General features: G+C 54.7%; 18 protein-coding genes and 3 tRNA genes. 10 read left to right on the top strand and 11 right to left on the bottom strand.

The window, feature by feature from the left end; translation table 11 throughout:
* Nucleotides 1-9 precede the first annotated feature (9 nt).
* The 5 genes from miaA to nnr are packed head-to-tail and all read right to left on the bottom strand — an operon-like array spanning nt 10 to nt 6,156.
* On the bottom strand, nt 10-954 hold the full coding sequence (gene miaA, locus LH86_RS07460) for a tRNA (adenosine(37)-N6)-dimethylallyltransferase MiaA (protein ID WP_039299796.1): 945 nt from the start codon (nt 952-954) through the stop codon (nt 10-12).
* Complete coding sequence (gene mutL, locus LH86_RS07455) at nt 947-2,824, bottom strand: DNA mismatch repair endonuclease MutL (protein ID WP_039299789.1); 1,878 nt, start codon at nt 2,822-2,824, stop codon at nt 947-949. The genes miaA and mutL overlap by 8 nt, the downstream gene beginning before the upstream one ends.
* A 9-nt stretch (nt 2,825-2,833) precedes the next feature.
* Nucleotides 2,834-4,165, bottom strand: a complete 1,332-nt coding sequence (gene amiB, locus LH86_RS07450) for an N-acetylmuramoyl-L-alanine amidase AmiB (protein ID WP_039299786.1) — start codon at nt 4,163-4,165, stop codon at nt 2,834-2,836.
* Between the two features lie 13 nt (nt 4,166-4,178).
* The gene (gene tsaE / locus LH86_RS07445) at nt 4,179-4,640 is read right to left on the bottom strand and encodes a tRNA (adenosine(37)-N6)-threonylcarbamoyltransferase complex ATPase subunit type 1 TsaE (protein ID WP_008453617.1); all 462 of its coding nucleotides are present in this window, start codon (nt 4,638-4,640) and stop codon (nt 4,179-4,181) included.
* A gap of 4 nt (nt 4,641-4,644) precedes the next feature.
* Nucleotides 4,645-6,156, bottom strand: coding sequence for a bifunctional ADP-dependent NAD(P)H-hydrate dehydratase/NAD(P)H-hydrate epimerase (gene nnr, locus LH86_RS07440; protein WP_039299783.1), 1,512 nt, complete (start codon nt 6,154-6,156; stop codon nt 4,645-4,647).
* Between nnr and queG the strand changes: the two genes are divergently transcribed.
* Entirely contained in the window at nt 6,155-7,294 is a 1,140-nt protein-coding gene (gene queG, locus LH86_RS07435; RefSeq protein ID WP_039299780.1) for a tRNA epoxyqueuosine(34) reductase QueG, read from the top strand. The two genes, nnr and queG, sit on opposite strands and share 2 nt — an antisense overlap.
* A gap of 272 nt (nt 7,295-7,566) precedes the next feature.
* On the opposite strand, the gene LH86_RS07430 is transcribed toward queG, so the two are convergent.
* The 4 genes from LH86_RS07430 to orn all read right to left on the bottom strand — a co-directional run bounded on the left by LH86_RS07430 (nt 7,567) and on the right by orn (nt 8,598).
* Nucleotides 7,567-7,642: transfer RNA gene (locus LH86_RS07430), tRNA-Gly, on the bottom strand.
* A 36-nt stretch (nt 7,643-7,678) separates the two neighbouring features.
* A tRNA-Gly gene (locus LH86_RS07425) sits at nt 7,679-7,754 on the bottom strand.
* A gap of 37 nt (nt 7,755-7,791) precedes the next feature.
* Nucleotides 7,792-7,867: transfer RNA gene (locus tag LH86_RS07420), tRNA-Gly, on the bottom strand.
* A gap of 185 nt (nt 7,868-8,052) precedes the next feature.
* A complete protein-coding gene (orn, locus tag LH86_RS07415) occupies nt 8,053-8,598 on the bottom strand; it encodes an oligoribonuclease (RefSeq protein ID WP_039299777.1) in 546 nt (181 codons plus the stop codon).
* A gap of 113 nt (nt 8,599-8,711) precedes the next feature.
* Between orn and rsgA the strand changes: the two genes are divergently transcribed.
* The 3 genes from rsgA to mscM all read left to right on the top strand — a co-directional run bounded on the left by rsgA (nt 8,712) and on the right by mscM (nt 14,287).
* Nucleotides 8,712-9,767, top strand: coding sequence for a small ribosomal subunit biogenesis GTPase RsgA (rsgA, locus tag LH86_RS07410; protein ID WP_008453624.1), 1,056 nt, complete (start codon nt 8,712-8,714; stop codon nt 9,765-9,767).
* Between the two features lie 77 nt (nt 9,768-9,844).
* Complete coding sequence (gene asd, locus LH86_RS07405; protein WP_039299774.1) at nt 9,845-10,804, top strand: archaetidylserine decarboxylase; 960 nt, start codon at nt 9,845-9,847, stop codon at nt 10,802-10,804.
* A gap of 144 nt (nt 10,805-10,948) precedes the next feature.
* A complete protein-coding gene (gene mscM, locus LH86_RS07400; protein ID WP_039299771.1) occupies nt 10,949-14,287 on the top strand; it encodes a miniconductance mechanosensitive channel MscM in 3,339 nt (1,112 codons plus the stop codon).
* Nucleotides 14,288-14,334: 47 nt separating this feature from the next.
* Here mscM and LH86_RS07395 read toward each other — a convergent pair whose 3' ends face one another.
* Complete coding sequence (locus tag LH86_RS07395) at nt 14,335-15,225, bottom strand: LysR family transcriptional regulator (protein ID WP_008453630.1); 891 nt, start codon at nt 15,223-15,225, stop codon at nt 14,335-14,337.
* 105 nt (nt 15,226-15,330) lie between these two features.
* Here LH86_RS07395 and LH86_RS07390 point away from each other — a divergent pair, with 105 nt between their 5' ends.
* The 6 genes from LH86_RS07390 to LH86_RS07365 all read left to right on the top strand — a co-directional run bounded on the left by LH86_RS07390 (nt 15,331) and on the right by LH86_RS07365 (nt 24,132).
* Nucleotides 15,331-16,032, top strand: coding sequence for a pirin family protein (locus LH86_RS07390; protein WP_039299769.1), 702 nt, complete (start codon nt 15,331-15,333; stop codon nt 16,030-16,032).
* Between the two features lie 1,134 nt (nt 16,033-17,166).
* Nucleotides 17,167-19,833, top strand: coding sequence for a glycosyltransferase (locus LH86_RS22770; RefSeq protein WP_039299766.1), 2,667 nt, complete (start codon nt 17,167-17,169; stop codon nt 19,831-19,833).
* Nucleotides 19,833-21,281: a radical SAM protein gene (locus LH86_RS07380; RefSeq protein WP_039299764.1), complete on the top strand. Its 1,449-nt coding sequence runs from the start codon at nt 19,833-19,835 to the stop codon at nt 21,279-21,281. The genes LH86_RS22770 and LH86_RS07380 overlap by 1 nt, the downstream gene beginning before the upstream one ends.
* Nucleotides 21,282-21,284: 3 nt before the next feature.
* Nucleotides 21,285-22,076, top strand: coding sequence for a hypothetical protein (locus LH86_RS07375; protein ID WP_039299763.1), 792 nt, complete (start codon nt 21,285-21,287; stop codon nt 22,074-22,076).
* Nucleotides 22,077-22,157: 81 nt separating this feature from the next.
* Nucleotides 22,158-23,321 (top strand): MFS transporter, encoded by a 1,164-nt coding sequence (locus LH86_RS07370; protein WP_039299760.1) that lies wholly within the window; start codon nt 22,158-22,160, stop codon nt 23,319-23,321.
* 16 nt (nt 23,322-23,337) lie between these two features.
* A complete protein-coding gene (locus LH86_RS07365) occupies nt 23,338-24,132 on the top strand; it encodes a hypothetical protein (RefSeq protein WP_039299753.1) in 795 nt (264 codons plus the stop codon).
* A 41-nt stretch (nt 24,133-24,173) separates the two neighbouring features.
* On the opposite strand, the gene LH86_RS07360 is transcribed toward LH86_RS07365, so the two are convergent.
* A complete protein-coding gene (locus tag LH86_RS07360) occupies nt 24,174-25,271 on the bottom strand; it encodes an AAA family ATPase (protein WP_039299751.1) in 1,098 nt (365 codons plus the stop codon).
* Nucleotides 25,272-25,376 lie beyond the last annotated feature (105 nt).

The following is a 25,376-nucleotide window of genomic DNA, read 5'->3' as shown; positions in this document are numbered from 1 at the left end:
TGTACACATTCACCCATGCTTCGCACTAACAACCTGTAGCACTTCGCTGTATGCCTGCTCTGGTTTTTCACTGTCTAACCAGTGAACACCTTCCCAGCCACGCAGCCAGGTCATCTGGCGCTTAGCCAATTGACGCGTCGCGCAAATACCTCGATAAACCATTTCATCGTATGACGTTTCACCGGCCAAATAAGACCACATCTGGCGGTAGCCCACACAACGGATGGAAGGCATCTCCGTATGCAAATCTCCGCGAGCAAAAAGCGCCCGCACTTCTGCTTCAAAACCTGAAGCTAACATCTGATGAAAACGCTGCTCAATTCGCTGATGGAGCAGTTCACGGCTCGCCGGGGCGATGGCGAACTGATGCACCTGATACGGCAGAGCTTCTCCTGACGTTTGCGTCAGTTCCGTTAAAGTTTTACCCGAAATGAAAAAAACTTCCAGTGCCCGGGAAAGCCTTTGCGGATCATTTGGATGAATCCGGGCAGCGGCAACGGGATCGATTTCCTCCAGTTGACGATGCAGCGCATTCCACCCTTGCTCTGCCGCCTGTTGCTCTATTCTTGCCCTGACTTCGGAGTCCGCCGACGGCAGTGGCGAAAGCCCTTCCAGCAGCGCTTTAAAATAGAGCATGGTCCCACCGACCAGCAGCGGAATACGCCCGGCGGCGGTAATTTCAGCCATCTCGGCCAGCGCATCGCGGCGAAAATCTGCCGCAGAGTACGCCTGAGCCGGGTCAAGCAAGTCCAGTAACCGGTGAGGCGCCTGGGCGAGCTCTTGTTCCGTTGGCTTAGCGGTACCGACATCCATTCCACGATAGATGAGGGCCGAATCCACGCTTATCAACTCTACCGGCAAAGTTTTACGCAAATTAATAGCAAGTGCCGTCTTGCCTGAGGCTGTTGGCCCCATTAAAAAAATCGCCTGTGGCCTTTTTTTATCTTCAGTCATCTTTCAGGGCGTTCATCGCCGATTGTAAATCAACAGGTTGTAGCAAACCGCCGGGGGGTGATTTCACCAACTGCGGGCAAAGACGTTCAACGTCTGCCAGCAGGGTAATCGCCTGAGCCTGACTCCACTGTTCGTGATCGCTTGCCAAATGACGAGCAATCCACAAAGCCAGTTGGCCCGCCGAAACGTCCGCCTGTTGCGCCAGGTATCCTGGCAGTTCGTGAATCAAGATTTGTAAATTTTGTTTCCGTAAAGGTAAAGGTACCGTGCGAATTGTTATCTGCCGGGCATCGGTATCAAACTCAATGCCCATTTCTTTCAAAAGCGCCTGATATTTAACCAATACGTCATGTTCTTCGCGACTGACTTTCAGCCGGAGCGGAATCAGCAGCGGCTGAGCGCGCAGACCTGCACTCCCTGGCGCCAGTTGAGCCTGTTTTAGCCACCGTTCGGCCACCACCAGCGAAAGCAGCGAAAGTTTGCCCTGCCGCTCCAGCAAAGCTTTATCCGGCGGTAAAACCGTTAACACCCGGCCAAAACTTTGCGAGTGGCCCTCTAACGCAGCCGGCTCTTCAACACGAACGACAGGTTTTGGCTCGACGTCAGGTGTCTCAAGCAACTGATGGTAAAGGGCACCCTGCTGCTTTTGATAGCCTGGCGCAGCGTGTGGCCAAAGCGGCGTGCCTCCGGCCCCGGCTGGACGGCCACCGCTGCCCGATACAGGCGAACTCTGCCTTGTCGCAGCCTCACGGGGCTCACGCGCGACGGCTGGCGTGGCAAACTGATTGCGCCCTGCGGCAACACGATTTTCCGGCTGCCAGCGCTCAACAGGCGTTTCCGCCGTTTCTTCCAGCGCCAGAGCGTTCTCACCCTGCTGCTGAAGTACGCTGATCACGCCCTGATAGATAAAGTCATGCACCAGCCGTGACTGATGGAAACGCACCTCATGCTTAGCCGGGTGAACGTTAACGTCCACCTGATGCGGGTCGATCTCCAGATACAGCACAAAGGCCGGCTGCTGATCCACGCCCAGCTTGTCTTCACAGGCCTGACGAATTGCATGGTTAATTAAGCGGTCGCGCATCATGCGCCCGTTAACATAACAATATTGGATCTCCGCCAGGGCCGAAGTGGTTGCAGAAGGCTCAGCAACCCAGCCACGTAGAGTCAAATCACCGTGCTGCCACTCAATGGCAAGCGCCTGTTCAAGAAACGGCGTACCGCAGATGGCCCCCAGGCGGCGCTCGCGTGGCGCACCTTCCTGCACGGCACGGTACTGGCGAATCATTTTGCCGTTGTGATTGAGCGTGATAGAAACGTCGAACCGCGCCAGCGCAATGCGGCGCACAACTTCATCGATATGATTGAATTCGGTTTTTTCGGTGCGCATGAACTTACGGCGCGCTGGCGTGTTGTAAAACAGATCGAGCACTTCAAGCGTCGTCCCGACAGGATGCGCGGCTGGTTTGACCGTCACAGCCTGATCACGCCCTTCAGCATAGGCCTGCCAGGCTTCATTTTGTTCTGCCGTACGTGAAGTCAGGGTCAGGCGGGAGACGGAACTGATACTGGCCAGCGCTTCACCGCGAAACCCGAGGCTGATAATAGCTTCAAGATCGTCAAGTGAAGCGATTTTACTGGTGGCATGACGAGCCAGCGCCAGCGCCAGCTCTTCCTGCTTGATACCACAGCCGTTGTCCCGAATACGAATGAGCTTCGCGCCACCACGCTCGATGTCGATATCAATGCGCGTGGCCCCGGCATCAAGGCTGTTCTCAACCAGCTCCTTTACTACCGACGCAGGGCGCTCTACAACCTCGCCAGCGGCGATCTGGTTCGCAAGCTGCGGCGGCAGAACCTGAATCGGCATGTTATCTCCTTAGTTGGTCACCGCGACCTGCTGCGGCGAACCTGGTTGGCTACGGGCAGTTTGCTCATTCGATGGAGCAGACTGCAGCGGGTGCTCGCGGAAATAGTTACGCAGCCCCTCATAAATGGCCTGAGCTATTTGCTGCTGATAAGTGTCGCTGCCAAGCAAACGTTCTTCGGAACTGTTGCTGATAAAGCCCGTCTCAACCAGCAGTGAAGGAATATCAGGTGAACGCAACACGCCCAGGCTCGCGTGTTCCGGGCGGCGCTTATGCAAAGAACCGACGCGCTGCAGCTGAGCCAACACTTTGGTCGCCACATCATACCCGACGCGCTGAGAATGACCGAACTGCAAATCCAGCACAGCCTGGCTTAGGTAGGGATCGGCCTGGCTATTTGCCAGCACATCTCCCGCACCGCCCAGCAACTCAGATTGCTTCTCATGCTGCTCCAGCCAGCCCGCCATTTCACTGTTCGCACGGCGGTTAGAAAGCACCCATACAGATGCGCCAGTGGCATCACGATTCGGCGCTGCATCCGCATGAATGGACACCAGCAAGTTTGCATTCTGCTTACGCGCTACGTCTGAACGCCCCATGACCGAGATAAAATAATCCCCATCACGAGTCAGTACGCCGCGGAACATTGGGTCATCGTTCAGCAGAGCTTTCAGCTTCCGCGCGATAGAAATAGTGACGTTCTTTTCCTGCGTACCGCCGGGGCCAATCGCACCGGGGTCCTGACCGCCGTGACCGGCATCAATGGCGACCACGACGGTATCCGACGGACCGCTGTTTTTTGCTCGAGCCGCCGGGCGAGTGACGGTATTAGAACCTATCACGCCGGTGACCTGCTGAGGCTTAAAGGGATTACGAGCCGGATCGGGAGCCTGAACGGGGGCAACAGGTTCAACGCGCTTAGCCACAACTGGCGGCGGTGGTGGCGGCGGAGGTACATCAGCGTTGATCGTAAAGATAACGGTATAGTTGGCCCCGTTTTGCTGTTTCACGGCACGGGTTTTACCTGGCTGGGTTAAATCGACGACGAGGCGCAAAGATTGATCGTCTTTTGGCTGCCCGGCGCTGATGCTTTTCACCAGATTGCTGCCGCTAAACTGCAAAGGCAGGCCGCGAATCACGCCGGTTTGTTTGATATCCAGCGCAACGCTTCGCTTATTATCCTGTGAAAAAGTGTATTCCGGGTCACCCATAAAACTAAAAGTGATACGCGCCTGATTTTCACCGTTAGAAACCTGAATATCAGACAACGCCGCCGCCCCCGCTTGTGCACAGCACAGCAGCAGGAATCCAGCCATCAACCAACCTTTCACGCGATAGATCATCCCGTCATCCTTGCTATTTGGCTAACCGCGCCAGTAACGCTTCACCAGATGAGGAAACGGCAGCAATGCGCGCTTCGCGACCTTGCGCCTCGTAGCTCAGGTGAATTTCGACATCCGGGTCCGGGAGCACACCTGTCCCCTGCTGCGGCCATTCCACCAGGCAAATTGCGTCGTTGGTGAAGTAGTCACGGATCCCCATAAACTCAAGCTCTTCCGGGTCAGCCAGGCGATACAAGTCAAAGTGATAAACCATCAGGTTATCAAGCTGATACGGCTCAACTAATGTATAGGTTGGGCTTTTAACGTTGCCCTTGTGCCCCAGCGCCTGTAAAAAGCCGCGGCTAAAGGTGGTTTTGCCCGCGCCGAGGTCACCATAAAGGTAAATCACCGTCGCGCCCTCACAGGCCTGTGCCAGGCGTTCGCCCAACGCTAACGTTGCCGCTTCTTCAGGTAATGCAATAACTCGATTCATCATGGCTTCAGGTATTCAAATCCGGGTTAACAAACAGGTAAAGCGTTGAAAGCAGGTCGCTTGCCAGCATACCGCGCGTGCCTCGCTGGCGGGCTAAAACATCAGCCGCCGCGCCGTGAGCCACGCAGCCTGCACAGGCAGCATCATAAGGGGTAAGCTTCTGTGCCAGCAATGCGGTAATAATCCCCGACAGCACATCCCCCATTCCTCCGCTTCCCATCCCAGCATTGCCAACGTCGATAATGCCCAGCCGATCGTGGCTGGCAACCAGAGTGCCGGCACCTTTTAAGACCACGGTCCCGCCATAACGTTTGACCAAACGCCTTACTGCAAGTAAGCGGTCACTCTCAATTTGTGACACAGCGCAATTTAGCAGTCGAGCCGCTTCGCCGGGATGAGGCGTAATCACGCGATTCTGACGTTTATCCGGGTTGATTGCCAGAAGGTTAAGCGCGTCCGCGTCCCAAAGCATCGGTTTACGGCTGTTTTCGACTTTCTGCAGCGCTTTCTTGCCCCATTCCTGTTGCCCAAGCCCCGGCCCAATGGCCACCACATCCGCCCATTCCAGAGCCTCATCAAGCGATTGCGGCGTCAGCTCATGAACCATTAACTCCGGGCAAGCGGTAAGCAACGGAGCAACATTCTCAGCACGAGTAAGTATCCGAACAAGACCAGCTCCCGCTCGCAGTGCTGCCTCACCGGCCATACGAATGGCTCCGGCAGTGCCGCAGTCCCCCCCAATCAGTACCAGCCGCCCGTTATCCCCTTTATGCGACGTCGGCCGCCTCGGTTTAATCCACCCGACAAGCTGCTGAACATCAAACCGGGAAATGGGCGCGGCCTGCCCTTCGAGCCAGGGTTCAAGCCCCAGGGCGGCATAGTGCAATGTGCCAACCACATCTCGCGCTTTCCCCGTGAGCAAACCTGGCTTCAGTGCGATAAACGTCACCGTATCCGCAGCCTGAACCACCTGGCCGGGCACAGCGCCTGTTTCTGCCAGCAGACCAGAAGGGATATCCAAGGCGACAACCGGTGCAGGGTGAACGTTCATCTGCTCAATCAGCCGGGCAATGCCTTCACGCGGCGCACTGCTTAAGCCAATGCCCAGCAAGGCATCAACAATCAAATCAACGTCTGCGGGCCAGATTTTATCGGGAGCGTGCGGAACGCCGCCCGCATTAAGCCACGCTTCACGCGCCTGACTCGCCTCATCGGGTAAGGGCTTATCGCTTTCTACAGCCAGCAACGTTGTCTGAAAACCCGCCGCCTGCGCCAGCCGGGCAACAACATACCCGTCCCCGCCGTTATTTCCGTGTCCACAGGCAATCAGCCAGTGGCGGGCGTCAGGATAACGCGCGCGGGCAATCTGAAATGCCGCTTCACCGGCACGCTGCATCAGTTCATAAAGCGTAATGCCCAGGCTATCGGCTGCGTCTTTTTCAGCATTACGCAGCCAGTCCGCTGGCCAGACCGAATGTGGTATACTTTTGGCGTACTTTTTCAGGTTATGGTCCGTCATGTCACAGCCCCTCGATTACAATCAGTTAGCGCAAAACATTAAACAATGGGGCAAAGATCTTGGCTTCCAGCAGGTCGGTATTACCGATACCGATCTCACCGCCAGCGAGCCACAGCTGCAGGAATGGCTCGACAAGCAATATCACGGTGAAATGGACTGGATGGCCCGGCACGGCATGATGCGCGCGCGCCCACACGAACTGGTGCCCGGTACACTCAGGGTCATTAGCGTCCGCATGAATTACCTTCCCACCAACGCCGCCTTCGCCTCAACGCTGAACAACCCGCAGCTGGGCTACGTCAGCCGCTATGCGCTGGGCCGTGATTACCATAAGGTCTTGCGTAACCGCTTAAAAAAGCTGGGGGAAATGATTCAGTCCCACTGCTCCACGCTGAATTTTAGACCTTTTGTCGACTCCGCGCCGCTTCTTGAGCGCCCGCTGGCCGAAAAAGCGGGGCTGGGCTGGACAGGTAAGCACTCACTTATCCTGAATCGCGAGGCAGGTTCGTTTTTCTTCCTTGGCGAACTGCTGGTCGATATTCCGCTGCCGATTGACGCCCCCGTTGAAGAAGGCTGCGGCCGCTGCGTAGCCTGCATGACAATTTGCCCGACCAGCGCCATCGTCGAACCCTATACGGTGGACGCCAGGCGCTGTATTTCCTATCTGACCATAGAACTTGAAGGCGCCATTCCGGAAGAATTCAGGCCGCTAATCGGCAACCGTATCTACGGCTGCGATGACTGCCAGCTTATCTGCCCGTGGAACCGCTACTCGCAGCTTAGCGAAGAAGATGACTTCAGCCCGCGTAAGGCGCTCCATTCTCCACCGTTGACCGAACTGTTTGCCTGGAGTGAGCAGCATTTCCTGCGCGTAACCGAAGGCTCAGCGATCCGCCGTATCGGCCACCTTCGCTGGCTGCGTAATATCGCCGTTGCACTGGGCAATGCACCCTGGGATGAGTCAAACCTGGCCGCGCTTGAACAAAGAAAAGGTGAGCACCCACTTCTGGATGAGCACATTGAATGGGCGATTGCGCAACAATTAGCCAGACGAAGCGAGCAGGCCGTTGAGGTTCAGTTACCGAAGAAACAGCGTCTGGTGAGGGTGATTGAGAAAGGGCTTCCGCGCGACGCATGATATGTCCACAGCGTGTGCATAACATTCAAAAACACGTTGTCATTCAAGTGTCAAAATTTCTGCAAGCATTACATTAATATTTCGACACTAAATTAACTTCTTTATTATCAATAAATTAAAATATTGGTGTAATAAATATTACATTTGTAGAAGACGCATGGAAAGGCAGAAGGCTGTGGATAAGTCTGTTCATAGTTGTATTGCAAGACAGCAAAATACCACCCGCGACGCTTGTTGGGCGCTGTGGATAATTTATGCTTGAAAGGAAAATTTGGAGCGGGAAACGAGACTCGAACTCGCGACCCCGACCTTGGCAAGGTCGTGCTCTACCAACTGAGCTATTCCCGCTTGGGTGGTGCGTGGCTGTAAAAGCCAATCAAATTTTGGAGCGGGAAACGAGACTCGAACTCGCGACCCCGACCTTGGCAAGGTCGTGCTCTACCAACTGAGCTATTCCCGCTTGGGTGGTGCATGGCTGTAAACGCCAAATCAAATTTTGGAGCGGGAAACGAGACTCGAACTCGCGACCCCGACCTTGGCAAGGTCGTGCTCTACCAACTGAGCTATTCCCGCTCTGTGTAACGCTGCAAATTCTGCATCGGTACGGGAGGCGCATTATACGAGAATTCGTTTTTGTCGCAAGCCCTCAAACGTTTTTTTTCACGATTTTCGTCTGACTGCTGGTTAAATCGCCATGATGATTATTTTATCGTCGCCATTGGTTGTTTTCCCCTCACCTTTCGGTAAGGGGACTGTTTTTAAAGCTTAATAAAATTCTCGCGATAGTAGGCGAGCTCCGCCACGGACTCGCGAATATCGTCCATTGCCTGGTGAGTCCCCTGCTTTTTGAAGCCAGGCAGAATTTCCGGCTTCCAGCGGCGCGCCAGCTCTTTCAACGTGCTCACGTCGAGGTAACGATAATGGAAGTAGGCCTCCAGCTCGGGCATATACTTAAACAGGAAGCGGCGATCCTGCCCGATGCTGTTCCCGCAAATCGGAGAAGTATTCGCCGGCACCCACTGCTTCAGGAACTCCAGCGTTGCCAGCTCCGCCGCACGGTCGTCAAGCGAACTTGCTTTCACGCGCTCAACCAGCCCGCTTGCAGTATGGGTGCGAACGTTCCAGTCATCCATTAGCCCCAGCTGTGCATCCGACTGATGCACCGCGATGGTTGGCCCTTCTGCCAGAATGTTCAGGTTGGCATCGGTCACCAGGGTAGCAATCTCAATAATGCGATCCCGCTCGGGATCCAGACCGGTCATTTCTAAATCAATCCAAATCAGATTGTTTTCGTTTCCACTCATGCTATTTTCCACCCTTCTTGTGCGTCGCCCACCCTTGACGATGGGTTAATTCGTATAAAATAGTGTGTATCATAGAGGTTTTGCCCACCAGGGGCGACCAGGAGCCAGTACGCTTGAGCAAAAATAAACTCTCCAAAGGGCAGCAGCGCCGCGTCAACGCGAACCACCAGCGTCGTCTGACAAAAACCGTGGAGAAAGCCGACTATGACGATGCCCAGTTTGGTGAACCGCGCGAAGGCACGGTTATCAGCCGCTTTGGCCAGCATGCGGACGTCGAGTCGCACGAAGGCACGGTACACCGCTGCAACATTCGTCGTACCATTCGTTCGCTGGTTACCGGCGACAAGGTTGTCTGGCGCTTAGCGAAAGAGGCCGCCGAAGGCGTCTCGAAAAAAGGAATTGTGGAGGCCGTGCATGAGCGCACCTCCGTTCTGACCCGCCCGGACTTTTACGACGGCGTAAAACCAATTGCGGCAAACATCGACCAGATCATCATCGTTTCTGCCATCTTGCCGGAGCTGTCGCTGAATATCATCGACCGCTATCTCGTTGCCTGCGAAACCCTCGACGTTGAGCCGCTGCTGGTGCTCAACAAAACCGATCTGCTGGACGATGAAGGCCGGGCCTTCGTTAACGAGCAGATGGATATCTACCGCAAAATTGGCTATCGCGTGCTGATGGTTTCCAGCTACAAAGCGGAAGGGCTTAAAGAGCTTGAAGCCGAACTCGTAGGCCGCATCAGCATCTTTGCAGGCCAGTCCGGCGTAGGCAAATCAAGCCTGCTAAATCACCTGTTAGGCTTCACCGATAAACAAATTCTGGTGAATGACGTTTCCGACGTCTCCGGTCTTGGCCAGCACACCACCACGGCTTCCCGCCTTTATCACTTCCCCGGCGGTGGCGATGTCATCGACTCCCCCGGCGTGCGTGAGTTTGGCCTCTGGCACCTCGAGCCTGAACAAATCACCCACGGGTTTGTCGAATTCCATGACTATTTAGGCCGTTGTAAATACCGCGACTGCCGCCACGACAACGATCCAGGCTGTGCACTGCGAGAAGCCGTGGAACAAGGCCAGATCGCTGAAACACGTTTCGAAAACTACCACCGTATTCTGGAAAGCATGGCGCAGGTAAAAACGCGTAAAAGCTTTTCTGATACGGACAACTGACAATTAAGCTGGGCGTCGCTAGAATCGCCCCTTTTCTGTATCGGCCCACATAGAGGGCATTTAGCCAGGAGGCTATTTTGTTAGACAACATTAAACTTTCGCTGCAGTACATTCTGCCAAAACTCTGGCTGACTCGCCTGGCGGGCTGGGGCGCAAGCAAACGTGCTGGCTGGCTGACCAAACTGGTCATCGATTTGTTCGTCAAATACTACAAAGTCGACATGAATGAGGCGCAGAAGCCGGACACCGCCGCTTACCGCACCTTCAATGACTTTTTTGTGCGTCCGCTGCGCGATGACGTGCGCCCGGTAAATACCGATCCTAACGTGCTGGTGATGCCGGCCGATGGCGTAATCAGCCAGTTGGGCAACATCGAAGAAGATAAAATCCTGCAGGCAAAAGGCCATAACTACAGCCTGGAAGCGCTGCTGGCAGGTAACTACCTGATGGCCGACCTGTTCCGCAACGGCAGCTTCGTCACAACTTATCTTTCACCTCGCGACTACCACCGCGTTCACATGCCGTGTAACGGCATTCTGCGTGAAATGATCTATGTTCCGGGTGACCTTTTCTCCGTCAACCACCTGACGGCGCAAAACGTCCCGAACCTGTTTGCCCGTAATGAACGCGTGATCTGCCTGTTCGACACCGAGTTTGGCCCAATGGCGCAAATTCTGGTTGGTGCTACCATTGTTGGCAGCATCGAAACCGTCTGGGCCGGTACCATCACCCCGCCGCGTGAAGGCGTGATTAAACGCTGGACATGGCCTGCAGGCGAGAGCGAAGGTGCCGTTGCGCTGCTGAAGGGCCAGGAAATGGGCCGCTTCAAGCTGGGCTCGACGGTGATTAACCTGTTTGCGCCGGGCAAAGTAAACCTGGCGGAGCAGTTGAAAAGCATGTCAGTCACGAAAATTGGCGAAGTGCTGGCTGTCTCAAGCGAACCCGTCATTGAGCCTGAAGTTCCGGTGAGCGAAATCCCTGCCGAGGTGCTGGACACCAAAGCAGACGAACCCGAAGCGCCAAAAACCGCAGAATAACGTCTAAAATCAGGCGACGGGTCCCCCCGGAGCCTGAAAGCTCACAGCACTTAACCACGAAAATCAACCCAATGATTTTCTGCTAAAACACCCAGAGGGGAACATAGCTTTCCCTCTTTTCCAGCAACGTTATAGGTAACTGACGTGCGCCTGATTATCACTTTCCTGATGGCCTGGTGCCTCAGCCTGGGGGCATACGCAGCGACAGCCCCCGATGCAAAACAAATCTCGCAGGAACTGGAGCAGGCTAAGGCCGCCAAAAACACGCCGAATCAGGCGGAAATTGTCGAAGCACTCCAGTCGGCACTAAATGCGCTGGACGAGCGTAAAGCCTCACTCGAGCGCGCCGAGCAATACCAACAAGTCATTGATAATTTCCCTAAGCTGTCGCAAACCCTGCGTAAACAACTGACCAACCTGCGCGATGAACCCGAGGAAGTTTCTCCGGGCATGAGCAGCGACGCGCTGAACCAGGAGATCCTGCAGGTCAGCAGCCAGCTTCTGGACAAAAGCCGCCTTGCTCAGCAGGAACAGGAAAGAACCCGGGACATCAGCGATTCGTTAAGCCAGCTCCCTCAGCAGCAAACGGATGCACGCCGCCAGCTGAACGATATCGAGCGCCGCGCCGGTGCCCAGCAAAGCGGCAGTACTCCGCTTGCCCAGGCCCAGCACTTCCTGCTGCAGGCCGAATCCGCACGCCTGAAAGCGCAGGTTGATGAACTCGAACTGGCGCAGCTTTCCGCTAACAACCGCCAGGAGCTTTCGCGCATGCGCGCCGAATTGGCGCAAAAGCAAAGCACCCAGTTGGATGCCTACCTCCAGGCGTTGAGAAATCAGCTCAATAGCCAGCGTCAGCGTGAAGCGGAACAGGCGCTGGAAAGCACCGAATTGCTGGCAGAAACCAGCGCTAATCTGCCGCCGGAAATCGTCGAGCAGTTCAAAAATAACCGCGAGCTTTCCCAGGCACTCAACCAGCAAGCTCAGCGTATGGATCTGGTTGCCTCTCAGCAGCGTCAGGCCAATAACCAGACGCTGGAGGTCCGCCAGGCGCTGAATACGCTACGCGAACAGTCTCAGTGGCTCGGCGTTTCCAACGTGCTGGGTGAAGCGCTTCGTGCCCAGGTCGCCCGGTTGCCTGACATGCCCAAACCGCAGCAGCTGGATACCGAGCTGGCTCAGCTGCGCGTAGAGCGCCTGCACTATGAAGATTTGCTCAATAAACATGCTCAACTGCGGCAGGTGCGCCAGGCCGATGGCAGCCCGTTAACGTCGGAACAAAATAAGATCCTGCAGGCCCAGCTTCGCACCCAGCGTGAGTTGCTGAATTCGCTGCTGCAGGGCGGCGATACCCTGATCCTTGAACTCACCAAACTGAAAGTGGCCAACAGCCAGCTGGAAGATGCCCTGAAAGAGGTGAACGAGGCGACCCACCGCTATCTGTTCTGGACGTCAGACGTCAGCCCAATCGGCATCAGTTGGCCACTGGAAATCGTTCAGGATCTGCGGCGTCTGGTGTCGCTGGATACCTTCAGCCAGTTGGGGAAGGCCGCGATCATGATGGTGACCAGCAAAGAAACGCTGCTGCCGCTCTTTGGCGCGCTGATTCTGGTCGGATTTAGCATTAGCTCGCGCCGCCACTTCACCGCCTTTTTGGAACGCTCCAGCGCCAAAGTCGGCAAAGTGACCCAGGATCACTTCCGCCTGACGCTGCGCACCGTGTTCTGGTCGATTCTGGTCGCCTCTCCGCTTCCCGTGCTGTGGGCGACGCTCGGCTATGGTTTGCAGGAGGCATGGCCTTACCCTATCGCAGTGGCGATTGGCGACGGTGTTACCGCCACGGTTCCTCTGCTTTGGGGGGTGATGATTTGTGCGACCTTCGCGCGCCCTACCGGGCTGTTTGTGGTGCATTTCGGCTGGCCGCGCGAGCGCGTGGGCCGGGCCATGCGCTACTACATCATGAGCATCGGCCTGATTGTGCCGCTGATCATGGCGCTGATTATGTTCGATAACCTCAACGACAGAGAGTTTTCTGCCTCACTGGGCAGGCTTTGCTTCATCATGATTTGCGGCGCGCTGGCTATCGTCACGCTTAGCCTGAAACGCGCCGGACTGCCGCTCTATCTCGACAAGCAAGGTGATGGCGACAACATCGTCAACACCATTCTTTGGAACCTGCTGCTTTGCGCACCGCTGATGGCCATTCTGGCGGCTGTCGTCGGCTACCTGGCGACGGCTCAGGCGCTACTGGCACGTCTGGAAACCTCCGTGGCTATCTGGTTCCTGCTGCTGGTGATTTATCACATTATTCGCCGCTGGATGCTGATTCAGCGCCGCCGTCTGGCCTTTGACCGTGCCAAACACCGTCGGGCTGAAATCCTTGCCCAGCGAGCGCGTGGCGAAGAAGAAACTGCGCACGCCAACAGCACGGAAGGATCGGCCGAAACAGTAGACGAACCGGAAGTCGATCTGGATACCATCAGCGCCCAGTCCCTGCGTCTGGTTCGCTCGATTCTGACGCTGATCGCCCTGCTGTCGGTGATCGTTCTGTGGTCGGAAATCCACTCGGCGTTTGGCTTCCTCGGTAACATCACGCTGTGGGATGTCACCTCCACGGTTCAGGGTGTGGAAAGCATCGAGCCGATTACGCTTGGCGCTGTACTGATTGCCATTCTGGTGCTGATTATTACCACCCAGCTGGTGCGTAACCTACCCGCGCTGCTGGAGCTGGCAATTCTTCAGCACCTGAACTTAACCCCCGGCACCGGCTATGCGATCACAACCATCACGAAGTACCTGCTGCTGCTGATTGGCGGGCTGGTTGGCTTCTCGATGGTGGGGATTGAGTGGTCCAAGCTGCAGTGGCTGGTAGCGGCACTCAGCGTGGGCTTAGGCTTCGGTTTACAGCAAATCTTTGCCAACTTCGTCTCCGGCCTGATTATTCTGTTCGAGAAGCCGATACGCATCGGCGACACGGTCACCATCCGCGATCTGACGGGCACCATCACGCGAATCAACACCCGCGCGACAACCATCAGCGACTGGGACCGCAAAGAAATCATCGTGCCGAATCAGGCCTTTATTACCGAACAGTTCATCAACTGGTCGCTTTCGGACTCGGTCACGCGCGTGGTGCTCACTATTCCTGCTCCGTCAGAAGCAAATACGGAAGAGGTCACCCAGGTCCTGCTGGAAGCCGCACACCGCTGCACGCTGGTGCTCGATACACCAGCGCCGGAAGCCTTCCTGGTTGATCTCCAGCAAGGTATCCAGGTTTTCGAACTGCGTATTCACGCGGCAGAAATGGGCCACCGAATGCCGCTGCGCCACGAAATCCACCAGCTGATTCTGCAGGGCTTCCGCGAGCACAACATCGAGATGCCGTTCCCACCGTTCCAGATGCGTCTGGAGAGCCTCGGCGGGCAGCGTAGCAGTAAGACGATTAAATCCGCAGGCAGAGCCGCCAGAACGCCTGGCAGCCTGTAATTTCGAGGAAGGGCAAAAACGCGTTGGCAAAAAACCAACGCGTTTTTTTATTTCAGCAGTTTAGGCAGCTCGCGCAGGCACCAGGCTTTGGCTTCGCCCATGCTGTCGCGCCGCCATGCCATAATGATATCAATCTCGTTGGTATATTCCGGGCTAACCACCCGCAGGCGGCCTTCGGCAATGTCCTGCTCCACCAGTGGATATGGCATCGTCGCCACGCCAAGCCCGGCCAGCAGCGCCAGCCGCTTCTCTTCGATAGAGCTCACCGTCAGGCGCGGCTGTTTGTCCAACAGACGCACCGTTAGCACCGGCCTTTCACGGGCGGTGTCCGCCACTGCCACGCCACGATACTTCACGCGGGTCACCTCAGAAAGCGGCTCCGGCTCCTGATGAATCGGGTGATCCGGCGCGGCAACATAAACGCTCATCACTTTGTACAGCTTGCGGGAGTTAATCTCCGAGGAACTGCGGAAGTGCATATCCGGCGCGATAACAATATCCGCTCTGCCCTGCTCCAGGCGCTCCCAGGCCCCGGCCAGCACTTCGGTGAAAATAGATAATTGGGTGTCGGCTTTATCGGCCAGCTTATCCACCAGCGGGAACAGTTTTTCCGTCGGCACCAGCGCTTCGGTGACGATAGTCAGGTTTGCCTCCCAGCCCCGCGCCAGCGCTTCCGCGTCGGTGGTCAACTTATCCGCCGCCTCGAGCAGCACGCGCCCTCGCTCCAGCAGCATACGTCCCACGTTGGTAAATTTGGTGCGGTGGCCCGATCGGTCAAACAGCACCACATCCAACTCTTCTTCCAGTTTTTGCATGGTGTAGCTGAGCGCGGACGGTACACGTCCCAGCTCGTCGGCCGCAGCGGCAAAGCTTCCGCGCCTGTCGATCGCATCCATGACCCTTAACGCTTCCAGCGTCAACGCCCTTTCTTTCGCCATTTCGTTCTCATTCAGGAAATTTGAACATACCGAGCAGATTAACTGGCTAACAATGCAGCGTCCAGACCCTTAACATGGGTTTAGTGTAAAGAGAGGTCAAGAATTATGATTACGACAAGAACAGCCAAACAGTGTGGTAAAGCTGACTACGGATGGCTGCAGGCTCGCTACACCTTTTCTTTTGGACACTACTTCGACCCGAAACTGCTGGGCTACGCCTCTCTGCGCGTGCTCAACCAGGAAGTTCTGGCCCCTGGAGCCTCGTTTCAACCACGCGGTTACCCGAAAGTAGACATCCTCAACCTGATTCTGGAAGGGGAAGCGGAATACCGCGACAGCGAAGGCAACCATATCCAGGCCAGCGCCGGCGAAGTCCTGCTGCTTTCCACCCAGCCGGGGATCAGCTATAGCGAGCACAACCTCAGCAAAGAGAAATCGCTGACGCGCATGCAGCTGTGGCTGGATGCCTGCCCGGACCGTGAAAATCCGCTGGTACAAAAGATCCCGTTCGCGGGAGCATCACATCAGCTGATTGCCTCGCCGGACGGCAGCAATCACAGCCTGCAGCTCCGCCAGCAGGTGTGGATCCACCATATTGAGATGCAAAAGGGCGAGCAGCTAAGCTTCCAGCTTCATGGCCCACGAGCCTATCTGCAGTCGATTCACGGCACGGTGCATGCGGTAACGCCAGCAGAAGAGAAGGAAGCACTTACCTGCGGCGATGGCGCGTTTATTCGTGATGAGGCGAATATCACCCTCGTCGCCGATACGCCGCTGCGTGGCCTGCTGATCGACTTACCTGTCTAGCTTACAGCCAGCCTCTTTCGCTCTGAAAGAGGCTGCTCATTTCCTTCCCTGGTATTTATTCACAGAACGCATTCTGTAGAAAACACCTCATCCTGACCACACGCTGTATACGGTGAAATATTGCCATACCTACGAATAGCGGCCTCGATATATTCTCGTTAGCTTTGGCATTTTTTTGCTTTGGTTAATGGCCATCCACAGGATGCGCGTCATCGCTAACTCATTCAAATATTTCGATAAATTTTTATTCAATGTTTCAATCAGCGCGCGCGTAGACTATCGATTCCAATTCTGTAAAAGCCTCATATAGTAAGTAAATATTTAGTGGCTGAGTTTCCTCTAGCCCTTACTATTTATCATGATTTAAATAATAATCTAATATTTATAATGAGTTACGAATACCGGGTGTAAGTTTTACTCTTCCCATACCAAAGTTAAGGGTTCGGTATATCTGAGAGCGCTCTTTTATTAGGGTAAAGCGGTAAATTGCCTTTTATATTTCGCAAATGTCAGCCTTGTGGCTGTCGGAACAGTAGACACAGAAGCAGCAAATTCGCACCACATTGGGAACATTCCCAATTTTTGTCATTTTTTAAAATCAGTATCTAAACGTTTACGTAATTCATTATTTAAAAGGCCTGAAATGTATATTAATGTTCGTCCGGTTATTAAAAATTCAGCTTTAAAAACAAAAACAGAATGTGTGATAACGCTCACCAACTGGAACGTTCCCGCTTTACGGTAAAAAATAGAGATGTTTAAGATTGCGTGGTCTTTTGAACAACTTTTCTCGGAATCCAACACCAGTAAAAAAATCAAAAACTGATAATTACAAAATCAGAAAAATGCCAGATGAAGTGAACCGGAAAATTAAAGAAAACCGGCGAACTCTCTCGGCCTAAAAATATAATACTGATAAACGCCAAAACGTTTAACTATCCCGCAAGCTTATTCTTGCAGGCACTTTGATACATACAGCACTTGAAAGCCAGCGCAGGTACCGCTGCTGGCGATGTTTTCTGATTTTGCCGGTTCTGAATGGCTTCGGGCGTCATCGAAAACGCAGCCATTCGGGATGTATCAATTGCTTACAACAAATAAGCGTAGCAGTTTCGCTTCAAAGGGGTAGTCGCCATGGACGTTTATGGTCAAAGATATGCCATGTTTATCTCTTTTGATGCTGTTGCCGTCTCAGGTATTACGGTAGAAGCATTAAAAGTATCACAAAGCCTTAAACAAAAAGGCATCAACTCTTATCTCGATCTTGGGTATGACATTAAGGTTGACAAAGGCAATTTTAATAAGCCTTACGATCATGAGCCCGAAATTTATCGCGATGCCTTTACCTTAACGCGCATTAGCGAGATTACCTCTGTACCTCATTATTCCCCGGAGTTTATTGAAAAAGCACATGCGGTGCTTATCAGTGAAAGACTTTCTGTTTCATTTGAAGAAAAATCAGAAATAATCCGCGCCGTTGAATATTCCGCCCAAAGTCTGGCCGAAAGAATTTTACTTCAATGGGAACAACTTCGAATTTGCACCGTCATTGTCGAAAACGGCACGCTGCCAGAGAATATCATTTACACCCGCGCTCTTTATCTCGCTATCGAACAATACGGCCATCGCCACCAGTTAGGGAATTTTGTTATCTGGCGCGATCACGACCTCATGTGGAACAGCGAGAAAAATATTATGAAGTATGGTTTACCGCCGTATAAGCATGCCATTAAACCTGCCAAATCCCCTTTTATTAGCTACGTTACGCTGAATAACGATCTCAAAGAAAAGCTGGAACACTGGTGCCACCGGGAAGTCGATATTCACGTAGTGAAAAATACCTACAGCTTTACCGGGCAACAGGCGCTGAAAAACATCCGGGCATCCCTGAATATTCCCGCCGATGACATAGTCATTGCCCGAACGACGCGCATCATCCCGCAGAAGCGCCTGGATCGCGACGTACTCTTAGTTCAACGCCTTAACCACCTGTTCAGAAAGCACAATATCGATAAAACCGTCTGGCTTTTGATCGCCGGTGATCCTCGTGAACACGCCACGCATGCAGGCGAGCTTGAGCAGCTGGCGCAGGAGCTGGACATCACTTCCTACGTGAAGTTTCTTGGCCCGCTGCATCACAACTTCATGCCCATGAGTCTGGGAAAAATCACCATCGAGGATCTCTACCATTCCTGCGACCTGGTGTCGTTCCTGACTTCATGGGACTACGACAGCTACGGCAATCCCATTGGAGAAGCAATCAGCAGCCAGCGCTGCTACATCACCACCCGCTATGAATACTACCCGGAAGTCTACGGCCAGCACGGCTTTGAAGCTCCGGTGATGCCTATCTCAGACGGGCAGGACGGCCTGCCTGACGAAGCCTTTATCAACGAAGTCTTTTTGCTGCTGACCAATAAACCTGAAATGGCTCGTATAGCCGCTAAGAACTTCGCCATCGGCAAAAACATCCTTTCCAACAACGTGATGGACATTCTGAACATCACCGCCCCAGGAGTAGATATGCGCGATAACATTTTCGTCTCGGTAGTGCTGCCTGTTTACAATGAAAGCGACCGAATTGATGAAGTTCTAGCCTCACTCTTTGACCAACAAACGCATGGCCGATTGGTTACCCATGACGCTTATGAAGTGATCATCGTGGATAACAACTCCCGCGATGATTCCGTGGCAAAGATAAACCTCTTCAAAGAAAAACATCCGGCGATGGATGTGCACATTATTCAGGAGAAGATTCAGGGTGTCTCATCGGCCCGTAAATGCGGTATGGATTACGCCGCCCTGCGCTCAAGGGCGCGTGATGCCCGGCTGGGCAAAAGCAATAAACACTATATTGTCTCAGCCGATGCCGACTGCACCGTGGATCCTTACTGGCTGCATACCCTGATAGAAAAAATGATTGCCGACGACGGCGATCTCGGCACCTGCAATTACTACTACGACCGAGAAGCATTCCAGCAGCGCCCCAACCTCTTCCGTGAAATTCAAAAAACCCTGCGCTGCCGCGACGTGTCGTTCTCGCTGTTTGGCGGCTTCCCGGATGGCAAAGGCTTCGCCGTGGAGCGCGGTCTGTACGAAAAAATTGGCGGCATCGAGATCTTCTACCAGTTGGAAAAAGGCCGCTTCGTGGAACACCTTTCCGACGACTGGGATTTCGGCATCAAGATCATCGCCTGGGGCGGCAAACCGGTTTACGCCAAAGAATCTTTTGTGGAGATCAACAGCCGCCGCGTGGACACCATTATTGACGATGTGATCAACGGCATCGCCTACGGCAGCGACGGCATCATCATCATGAAAGACGTGCGCCCGGACGTCTCAATCCAAAAAAACACGCTGATTGACCTCACTGAGGAACAGGCCAGGCAGGGCTGGGAGTACTCCATCAAGGACTACATCCCGAAAAACATCGTGCTTCCGGCCCTGCTGAATCCGCACATTTTGCTGGAGAACGAGCGGGTGCGAGCCTTTTTCTCCCCGCAGGTTGCAGAGCGGCTTTATCAGCGTATTCACGCTATTAAGCGTGAAATGAGCATCATCGACTTCAAGCCAATCCATAGCTACAAAACGCCGGCCTACCGGCTCTATTTCGAGTTCCGCCACGAGATATTCACCGCGCTACGCAACGCCGTCGGGGAGGACATTGGTTTTGCGCCACCGCTTCCGGCCTGCTTTGACAGCGTCGCGGAAAAAGATTTCGAACGCTTTGTCTGGTACTTCTGTGAAGATCGCGAGTCCGGTGAAGCCCACAACTACTTTGCCAACGGAGGTGTTTTCTGATGAATACCGAAGCTCTCGCGTCCTTAAAAGATCTCGACCCGGCTTATCCGGTTCCGGCAGTTTACGACTTCCTCCTCCAGCCGGAGAACGAGGCTTTTCTGGACTACGTCCATAAAGATCCTTTTGGCTGCCATGTTTTTCCCGGTGACATTGAGCACTACCCGCTGGAATCGTTTTTTGCCGATATGGAGCACGATATTCGGGCTGCGAAACAGATCCATCTGTGGGCCTATATTCCCACCTGCCGTTACCGCTGCCACTTCTGCCAGTATCCAACGGTGATCCTCAATCCAAAATCGCCTTCGGCGGAAGGCGTCTTCCGGGATCTGGTGGACTACAACATTAAAGAAGCGAAGATGTGGCTGGAAAAAGTGCCGAGTCTGTCAAAAGCGGAAATTGGCGAATTCAATATCTTTGGCGGCACGCCTTCCCTGCTCCCGGAGCCGGAGCTGCGTCGGCTGATGGACTTCTATTACACGCATTTTAATTTCTCGGCGGCAACGCTGCGCTTTGAAGGCGAACCAGGGACATTAAACCGCGAATACATCGGCATTCTGAAAGAGCTGGGCTTCAGCAAAATCAGTTTCGGCACCCAATCCTTCAACGACGCCATTATTGCCGCCTGTGGTCGCCAGCACACCGCCGACGAGTGTGAAGAAACCATCCGCAGCGCCCGGGAACAGGGCATCGAGTGGGTCAGCGTCGATCTCATCTACGGCATGCTGGGCCAAACCGTGGATGACGTGAAGTACGACATGGAGCGCACCCTGGAGCTGGATCTCTCCCACGTCGTCTGTACCAAGCTGCACATGGAAGAGTTCATGAAAACGCGCACCGGCGTTTCCGGCGAGCGTGAAAGCCTGTGGCAGAAAAAAGGGCTGATCAACATGAACAACATGACGTTCCCGGGGCTGGGCAAGCAATATCAAATGCGCGAGCTGGTCGAGAAATACCTCACCGAGGGCTATCGCGAACACCCCACGATGTATTTCCACCAGAACCACCTGGAAGCTGAAAAGTGGAAAGGACTGATCACCGATCTCGACAAGCAGTATCCCGAAGTTGCTATCGGCCTGGGTGGCAGTTCGAAGTGCACCCGCGCCGAAGCCATCAACATCACCGGCTATAAGCAATACAAGCAGTTCCTCGACGAAGGCCGCCTACCTATCGAAGAAAGCCACGGTATTTCACCGGAACAGCGCGAAGTTAACGCCTTCAAAATGGCCCTCTCCACGCTCATTCCGGTGGACGACGCCGTGTTCGCGACACGCTTCAACGGCAACAGCTTTTTTGAAAACCGCATCATCAAACCGACGCTGGAAAAGCTGCAGGCAAAAGAACTGGTGGTAATTGAGCACGGCGTAGTCACGCTGACGCCCATCGGCGTCACGCTGGTTGAAGCCATCATTAACACCCAGTTCATCTCAGCCGACGCAGAGCAGGAGTAACCCATGAGCCACTCTTCAACCACGCCGGTTTTCAGCCTGTTTTACATCGCCATCGATACCGAAGCGGGCATTACCCAGCAGGCGTTTGAAACCTTTGTGCAGAACAAAGGCGTGCATATTCCCTGCTATCCGGGCTGGCGCTGGACGCTGCTTCGCGGCCTACGCGGCGAACGTGCCGGGCAATATTTGATGCTGTTTGAAATTGAAAATGCGGCAATGCGCGATCGCTACATGGCCGCAGACGGCAACCAGACCGAAGAAGCTCGTGAGTTCTGGCGGCAGCATCCCGAAGCACAGGCGCTGCTGGCCGAATGGCGCCGCTACGGTACGTTCAGCGAACTGCCAACGCTGTTCACCGATTATCGCCTGCTGGCAGAAAACCAGAAAAGTACCGTCAAGCCGGGCCCCCGCTACCAGCAGCAGCCCCCGGTTGCTCGGGTGATTGGTATTCACAACCTCGCGCTGCGGCCTAACGTCAGTGCCGAACAGTTTGAAAGCTTTATCGAGGGTAACCATCACCGGATTGAAGATTATCCGGACTGGAAGTTCCGGCTGTTAAAAGGGGAGCGCGGTAACCGGCTCGATCAGTATGTGGTGCTGATGGAGATCGCCAGCCTGGAGGCGCTGGATGTCTTTTACCCCGAGCCGGATATCGCCACCGACGAAGCAGCCAAATTCGCCCAGGCGCACCGCGATACCAAACAAATGTACGAGGAATGGAAAAAACTCGCCTCGTTTTCCGGGTCGCCGCAAATCTATACCGATTACCTCTCGGTAGCAGAAAGCCTTAATTAACGCTTACCGCCGCGCGTGCCCGAAGGACCGGGCACGACGCATTCACGCGAGTGAATCCACACACTGAGTCACGAAATTACTATGACGATTAACTCAACCCCAACCCTGGCGGACGTACAGTCACGGGAACAGCACGCCACGCGCGCCATATTTTTCATGGCCGGTTTAGCCATGTCGTCCTGGGCCCCGCTAATTCCTTTCGCCAAAGCACGGCTGGATATCAACGACGGCGCTTTAGGGCTGCTGCTCTTTTGCATCGCCGCGGGCTCAATGCTCGTTATGCCATTTACCGGCCGCCTGATTACACGCTTTGGCTGCCGCCGGCTGATGATCCTCAGCGTGCTGGGGCTTGCCGCGGATTTACCGCTGCTGATGCTGTTTGACCAGCGCGAAGCCATGGCGTTGGCTTTGCTGCTCTTCGGCACCTTCAACGGCATGCTCGACGTCGCTATGAACGCCCATGCAGTGGTGGTCGAACAGGAAAGCGAGCAGGCAAAAATGTCCGGTTTTCATGGCTTTTACAGCATCGGCAGCATTGCCGGCGCGGGCAGCGTCAGCTTCTTTCTGTGGCTGGGGGCAACGCCGTTGCTTGCCGTGTGCGCCATCACCGTTTTTCTGGCTTTGCTGCTTGCTGCCTCTGCCCGGAACATTTTGCCCAAACAAAATGGAGCCACAAGCGGCAAAGGCGAGACGCTACGCGTGCTGAGCCATCCGCCCGTGTTGGTCATCGCGATACTTTGCTTTTTCGTCTTTATGCTTGAAGGCGCCATGCTGGACTGGTCGGCGGTATTTATGACCTCGGAGCGCGGCATGAGCGCTTCGCTCGCGGGCTTCGGCTACACCTTATATTCCATTACCGTCACCCTTGGGCGGCTCAGCGGCGATCGTCTGGTCAGCGCCCTGGGCGGCAAGCTCGTGCTGCTCCTCGGCTGCGCTATTGCTGGCACCGGGATTGCCCTGCTCGTCTTTACCCATTGGGGCACCCTGCCGGGGTTTATCCTGGTCGGAGCCGGTCTCGCCAACATTATTCCCATTATCTTCACCTCCGCCGGTAACCAGCCGGGGGTTTCAGCAGATTTCGCCATCCCTGCCGTCACGCTTTTTGGCTACAGCGGCCTGCTCGCAGGGCCTGCGCTGATTGGCTTTATCGCCCATCACATTGGGCTCAGTTTGACCTTCAGTGGTGCCCTGTTGCTGCTTTTCTTTGTGGCTTCAGGTTCGCCGTTTATTTCTCGCCAGCGTTAATGAAACAGGAGTTTGTATGAGTCACTCATCACCGGCAGTATTCAGCCTTCACTATGTGGGCCTTAACCTGAAAAAGGGCGTGACCGAAGAGACGTTTGAAGCCTTTGTGCAGGCCAAAGGCGTGCAGATCCCGGCCTATCCTGGCTGGCGCTGGACCTTGCTGAAAGGCCTGCGCGGCGAACGTCAGAACCAATATCTGATGCTGTACGAAGCAGAAAATGCCGACAGCTACGCGCGCTATATCGATAGCCAGGGGGAACAAACGGAGCTGGCGCGTGCTTTTTGGCGCGATCGTCCGGCAGGTATCGAGCTTATCAACACCTGGAAAACTTTCGCGACGTTTGGCGAGCTGCCAACGATTTTCTCCACCTATCAGCAGCTCGCTGAAAACGAACATAGCTCTTTGGCGGAAGGGCCAAACTACCAGCTACGCGACGGGCAGGAACCGATTAAACGCGTCGTCGGGCTACATAATCTCGCGCTACGCTCGGGCGTTTCACCCCAGACTTTCGATGCGTTTATCCGCGACAACGTCCACCGCATTGACGACTATCCGGGCTGGAAATTCCATATGCTGAAAGGCACCGGCGGCAACCGCATCGAGCAATATCTGGTGATGCTCGAGATAGAGAGCCTGGCCTCGCTGAACTCTTTCCACCCGGAGCTGGACGTCTCTACGGAGAAATCTCTGCAGTTTGTGAAGGAGCATCAGGAAAGCGAAAGGATGTACGACGAATGGCGAGAACTGGCTTCCTTCTCCGGCGCGCCGCAGCTTTATACCGACTACATCACCATCGCCGGTAGCCTGTAACCTTAGGTTTCCCTTCTCCTTGCGGGGAAGGGAAAACGGCGTCAGGCCAGCTGAGTCATCGTGGTTTCCCCTTTCTCAATACCCAGCTCGTACAGCGTAAACGCCGTGTGTTTTTCGATAAGGGTGGCCAGTTCAGGGGAATGGCTGGTGAGCCAAATCTGCGTGTAGCGGCTCGCCTCGGCAATCAGGCGGGCAAGCGCCGGAAGCATTTGCGGATGCAGGCTATTTTCAGGCTCATTTAGGGCGATGAACTGCGGCGGTCTCGGGCTGAGCAGCGCCACCGTCAGGCAGAGAAAACGCAGCGTGCCGTCTGAAAACTCCGCGGACTCCAGCGGGCGATTTATCCCCTGTCGGTTCATCATCATCTGGAAGCGCCCGCCGCTGTTATCACAGAAAAACGTACATTCCGGGAAAGCCTCCTCCAGCACGGTAAACATCAGCTCGCTGTCGCCAATTTCGACGATGGTCTGAAACGCGGCGGCCAGGTTCAGGCCATCGCCGGACAGCACCGGGGAACGATAGCCCACCTGAGGCAGCCTCAGGCCAGCGCCTTTGGAAATATCGAACTCGTGGTAGAAACGCCAGTTACGCAGCGTCTCCCTGGCGCTGGAGACTTCCGGGTACAAATGAGGCTCGCCAAGCTGGCCAAAGAGGGATTCATTTTCATATAGCGTGGCGGCGTGAGTGACCTTTTCGCCGTTGACGTTATTAAGAAAAACCGTCTGATTACGCCGCTGCATTACCGACGACGAAGGACGACGCCGGTAGCCGCTGAGCCAGATTTGCTCCTCTTTCACGATAGGATCGAGGCTAAACATCGTCGGGTACGGCAGCGGCTCAGGGAAGCCCACCTGTAGTTCATATTCAAACGTGTCGGTTTCGACCGCCAGCGTCAGTCTGCGCGGCGCGCTGGCGTAGCCGCGGGCACGATCGCCCGCCCACATCGCTTTCTGGATCCCGCCTTCATCAGAAAGCCAATGGGACAATTGCCCACTCCCCGCGCCGTGGATCAGATGGATCGCCTTATAAATATTAGACTTACCGCACCCGTTGGGCCCAAACACCACGTTCAATCTCCCCAAATCAATGGAAAGCTTACGCACGGAACGGTAGTTGTCGATGTAGAGGGATTTGATCATGATTTTTCGCCGAGGTGAAACTTGAGGACCATTATGACAAATACCCGCCAAAGCGCACTTATTTGCCGCCAGAGACTCAAAGCGATCCCACCGCAACCGCAATAT

Source organism: Cedecea neteri (genome assembly GCF_000758325.1).
Taxonomy (GTDB): domain Bacteria; phylum Pseudomonadota; class Gammaproteobacteria; order Enterobacterales; family Enterobacteriaceae; genus Cedecea; species Cedecea neteri_B.
Note: the sequence above shows the minus strand (reverse complement) of the source record. Positions and strands in the feature narration are given on the sequence as shown.

What these genes read in the sequence shown, in the direction of transcription:
- miaA (WP_039299796.1), bottom strand. Translation starts at nt 954, where the DNA reads ATGACTGAAGATAAAAAAAGGCCACAGGCGATTTTTTTAATGGGGCCA.
- mutL (WP_039299789.1), bottom strand. Translation starts at nt 2,824, where the DNA reads ATGCCGATTCAGGTTCTGCCGCCGCAGCTTGCGAACCAGATCGCCGCT.
- amiB (WP_039299786.1), bottom strand. Translation starts at nt 4,165, where the DNA reads ATGATCTATCGCGTGAAAGGTTGGTTGATGGCTGGATTCCTGCTGCTG.
- tsaE (WP_008453617.1), bottom strand. Translation starts at nt 4,640, where the DNA reads ATGATGAATCGAGTTATTGCATTACCTGAAGAAGCGGCAACGTTAGCG.
- queG (WP_039299780.1), top strand. Translation starts at nt 6,155, where the DNA reads ATGTCACAGCCCCTCGATTACAATCAGTTAGCGCAAAACATTAAACAA.
- nnr (WP_039299783.1), bottom strand. Translation starts at nt 6,156, where the DNA reads ATGACGGACCATAACCTGAAAAAGTACGCCAAAAGTATACCACATTCG.
- orn (WP_039299777.1), bottom strand. Translation starts at nt 8,598, where the DNA reads ATGAGTGGAAACGAAAACAATCTGATTTGGATTGATTTAGAAATGACC.
- LH86_RS07395 (WP_008453630.1), bottom strand. Translation starts at nt 15,225, where the DNA reads ATGGCGAAAGAAAGGGCGTTGACGCTGGAAGCGTTAAGGGTCATGGAT.
- LH86_RS07390 (WP_039299769.1), top strand. Translation starts at nt 15,331, where the DNA reads ATGATTACGACAAGAACAGCCAAACAGTGTGGTAAAGCTGACTACGGA.
- LH86_RS22770 (WP_039299766.1), top strand. Translation starts at nt 17,167, where the DNA reads ATGGACGTTTATGGTCAAAGATATGCCATGTTTATCTCTTTTGATGCT.
- LH86_RS07380 (WP_039299764.1), top strand. Translation starts at nt 19,833, where the DNA reads ATGAATACCGAAGCTCTCGCGTCCTTAAAAGATCTCGACCCGGCTTAT.
- LH86_RS07375 (WP_039299763.1), top strand. Translation starts at nt 21,285, where the DNA reads ATGAGCCACTCTTCAACCACGCCGGTTTTCAGCCTGTTTTACATCGCC.
- LH86_RS07370 (WP_039299760.1), top strand. Translation starts at nt 22,158, where the DNA reads ATGACGATTAACTCAACCCCAACCCTGGCGGACGTACAGTCACGGGAA.
- LH86_RS07365 (WP_039299753.1), top strand. Translation starts at nt 23,338, where the DNA reads ATGAGTCACTCATCACCGGCAGTATTCAGCCTTCACTATGTGGGCCTT.
- LH86_RS07360 (WP_039299751.1), bottom strand. Translation starts at nt 25,271, where the DNA reads ATGATCAAATCCCTCTACATCGACAACTACCGTTCCGTGCGTAAGCTT.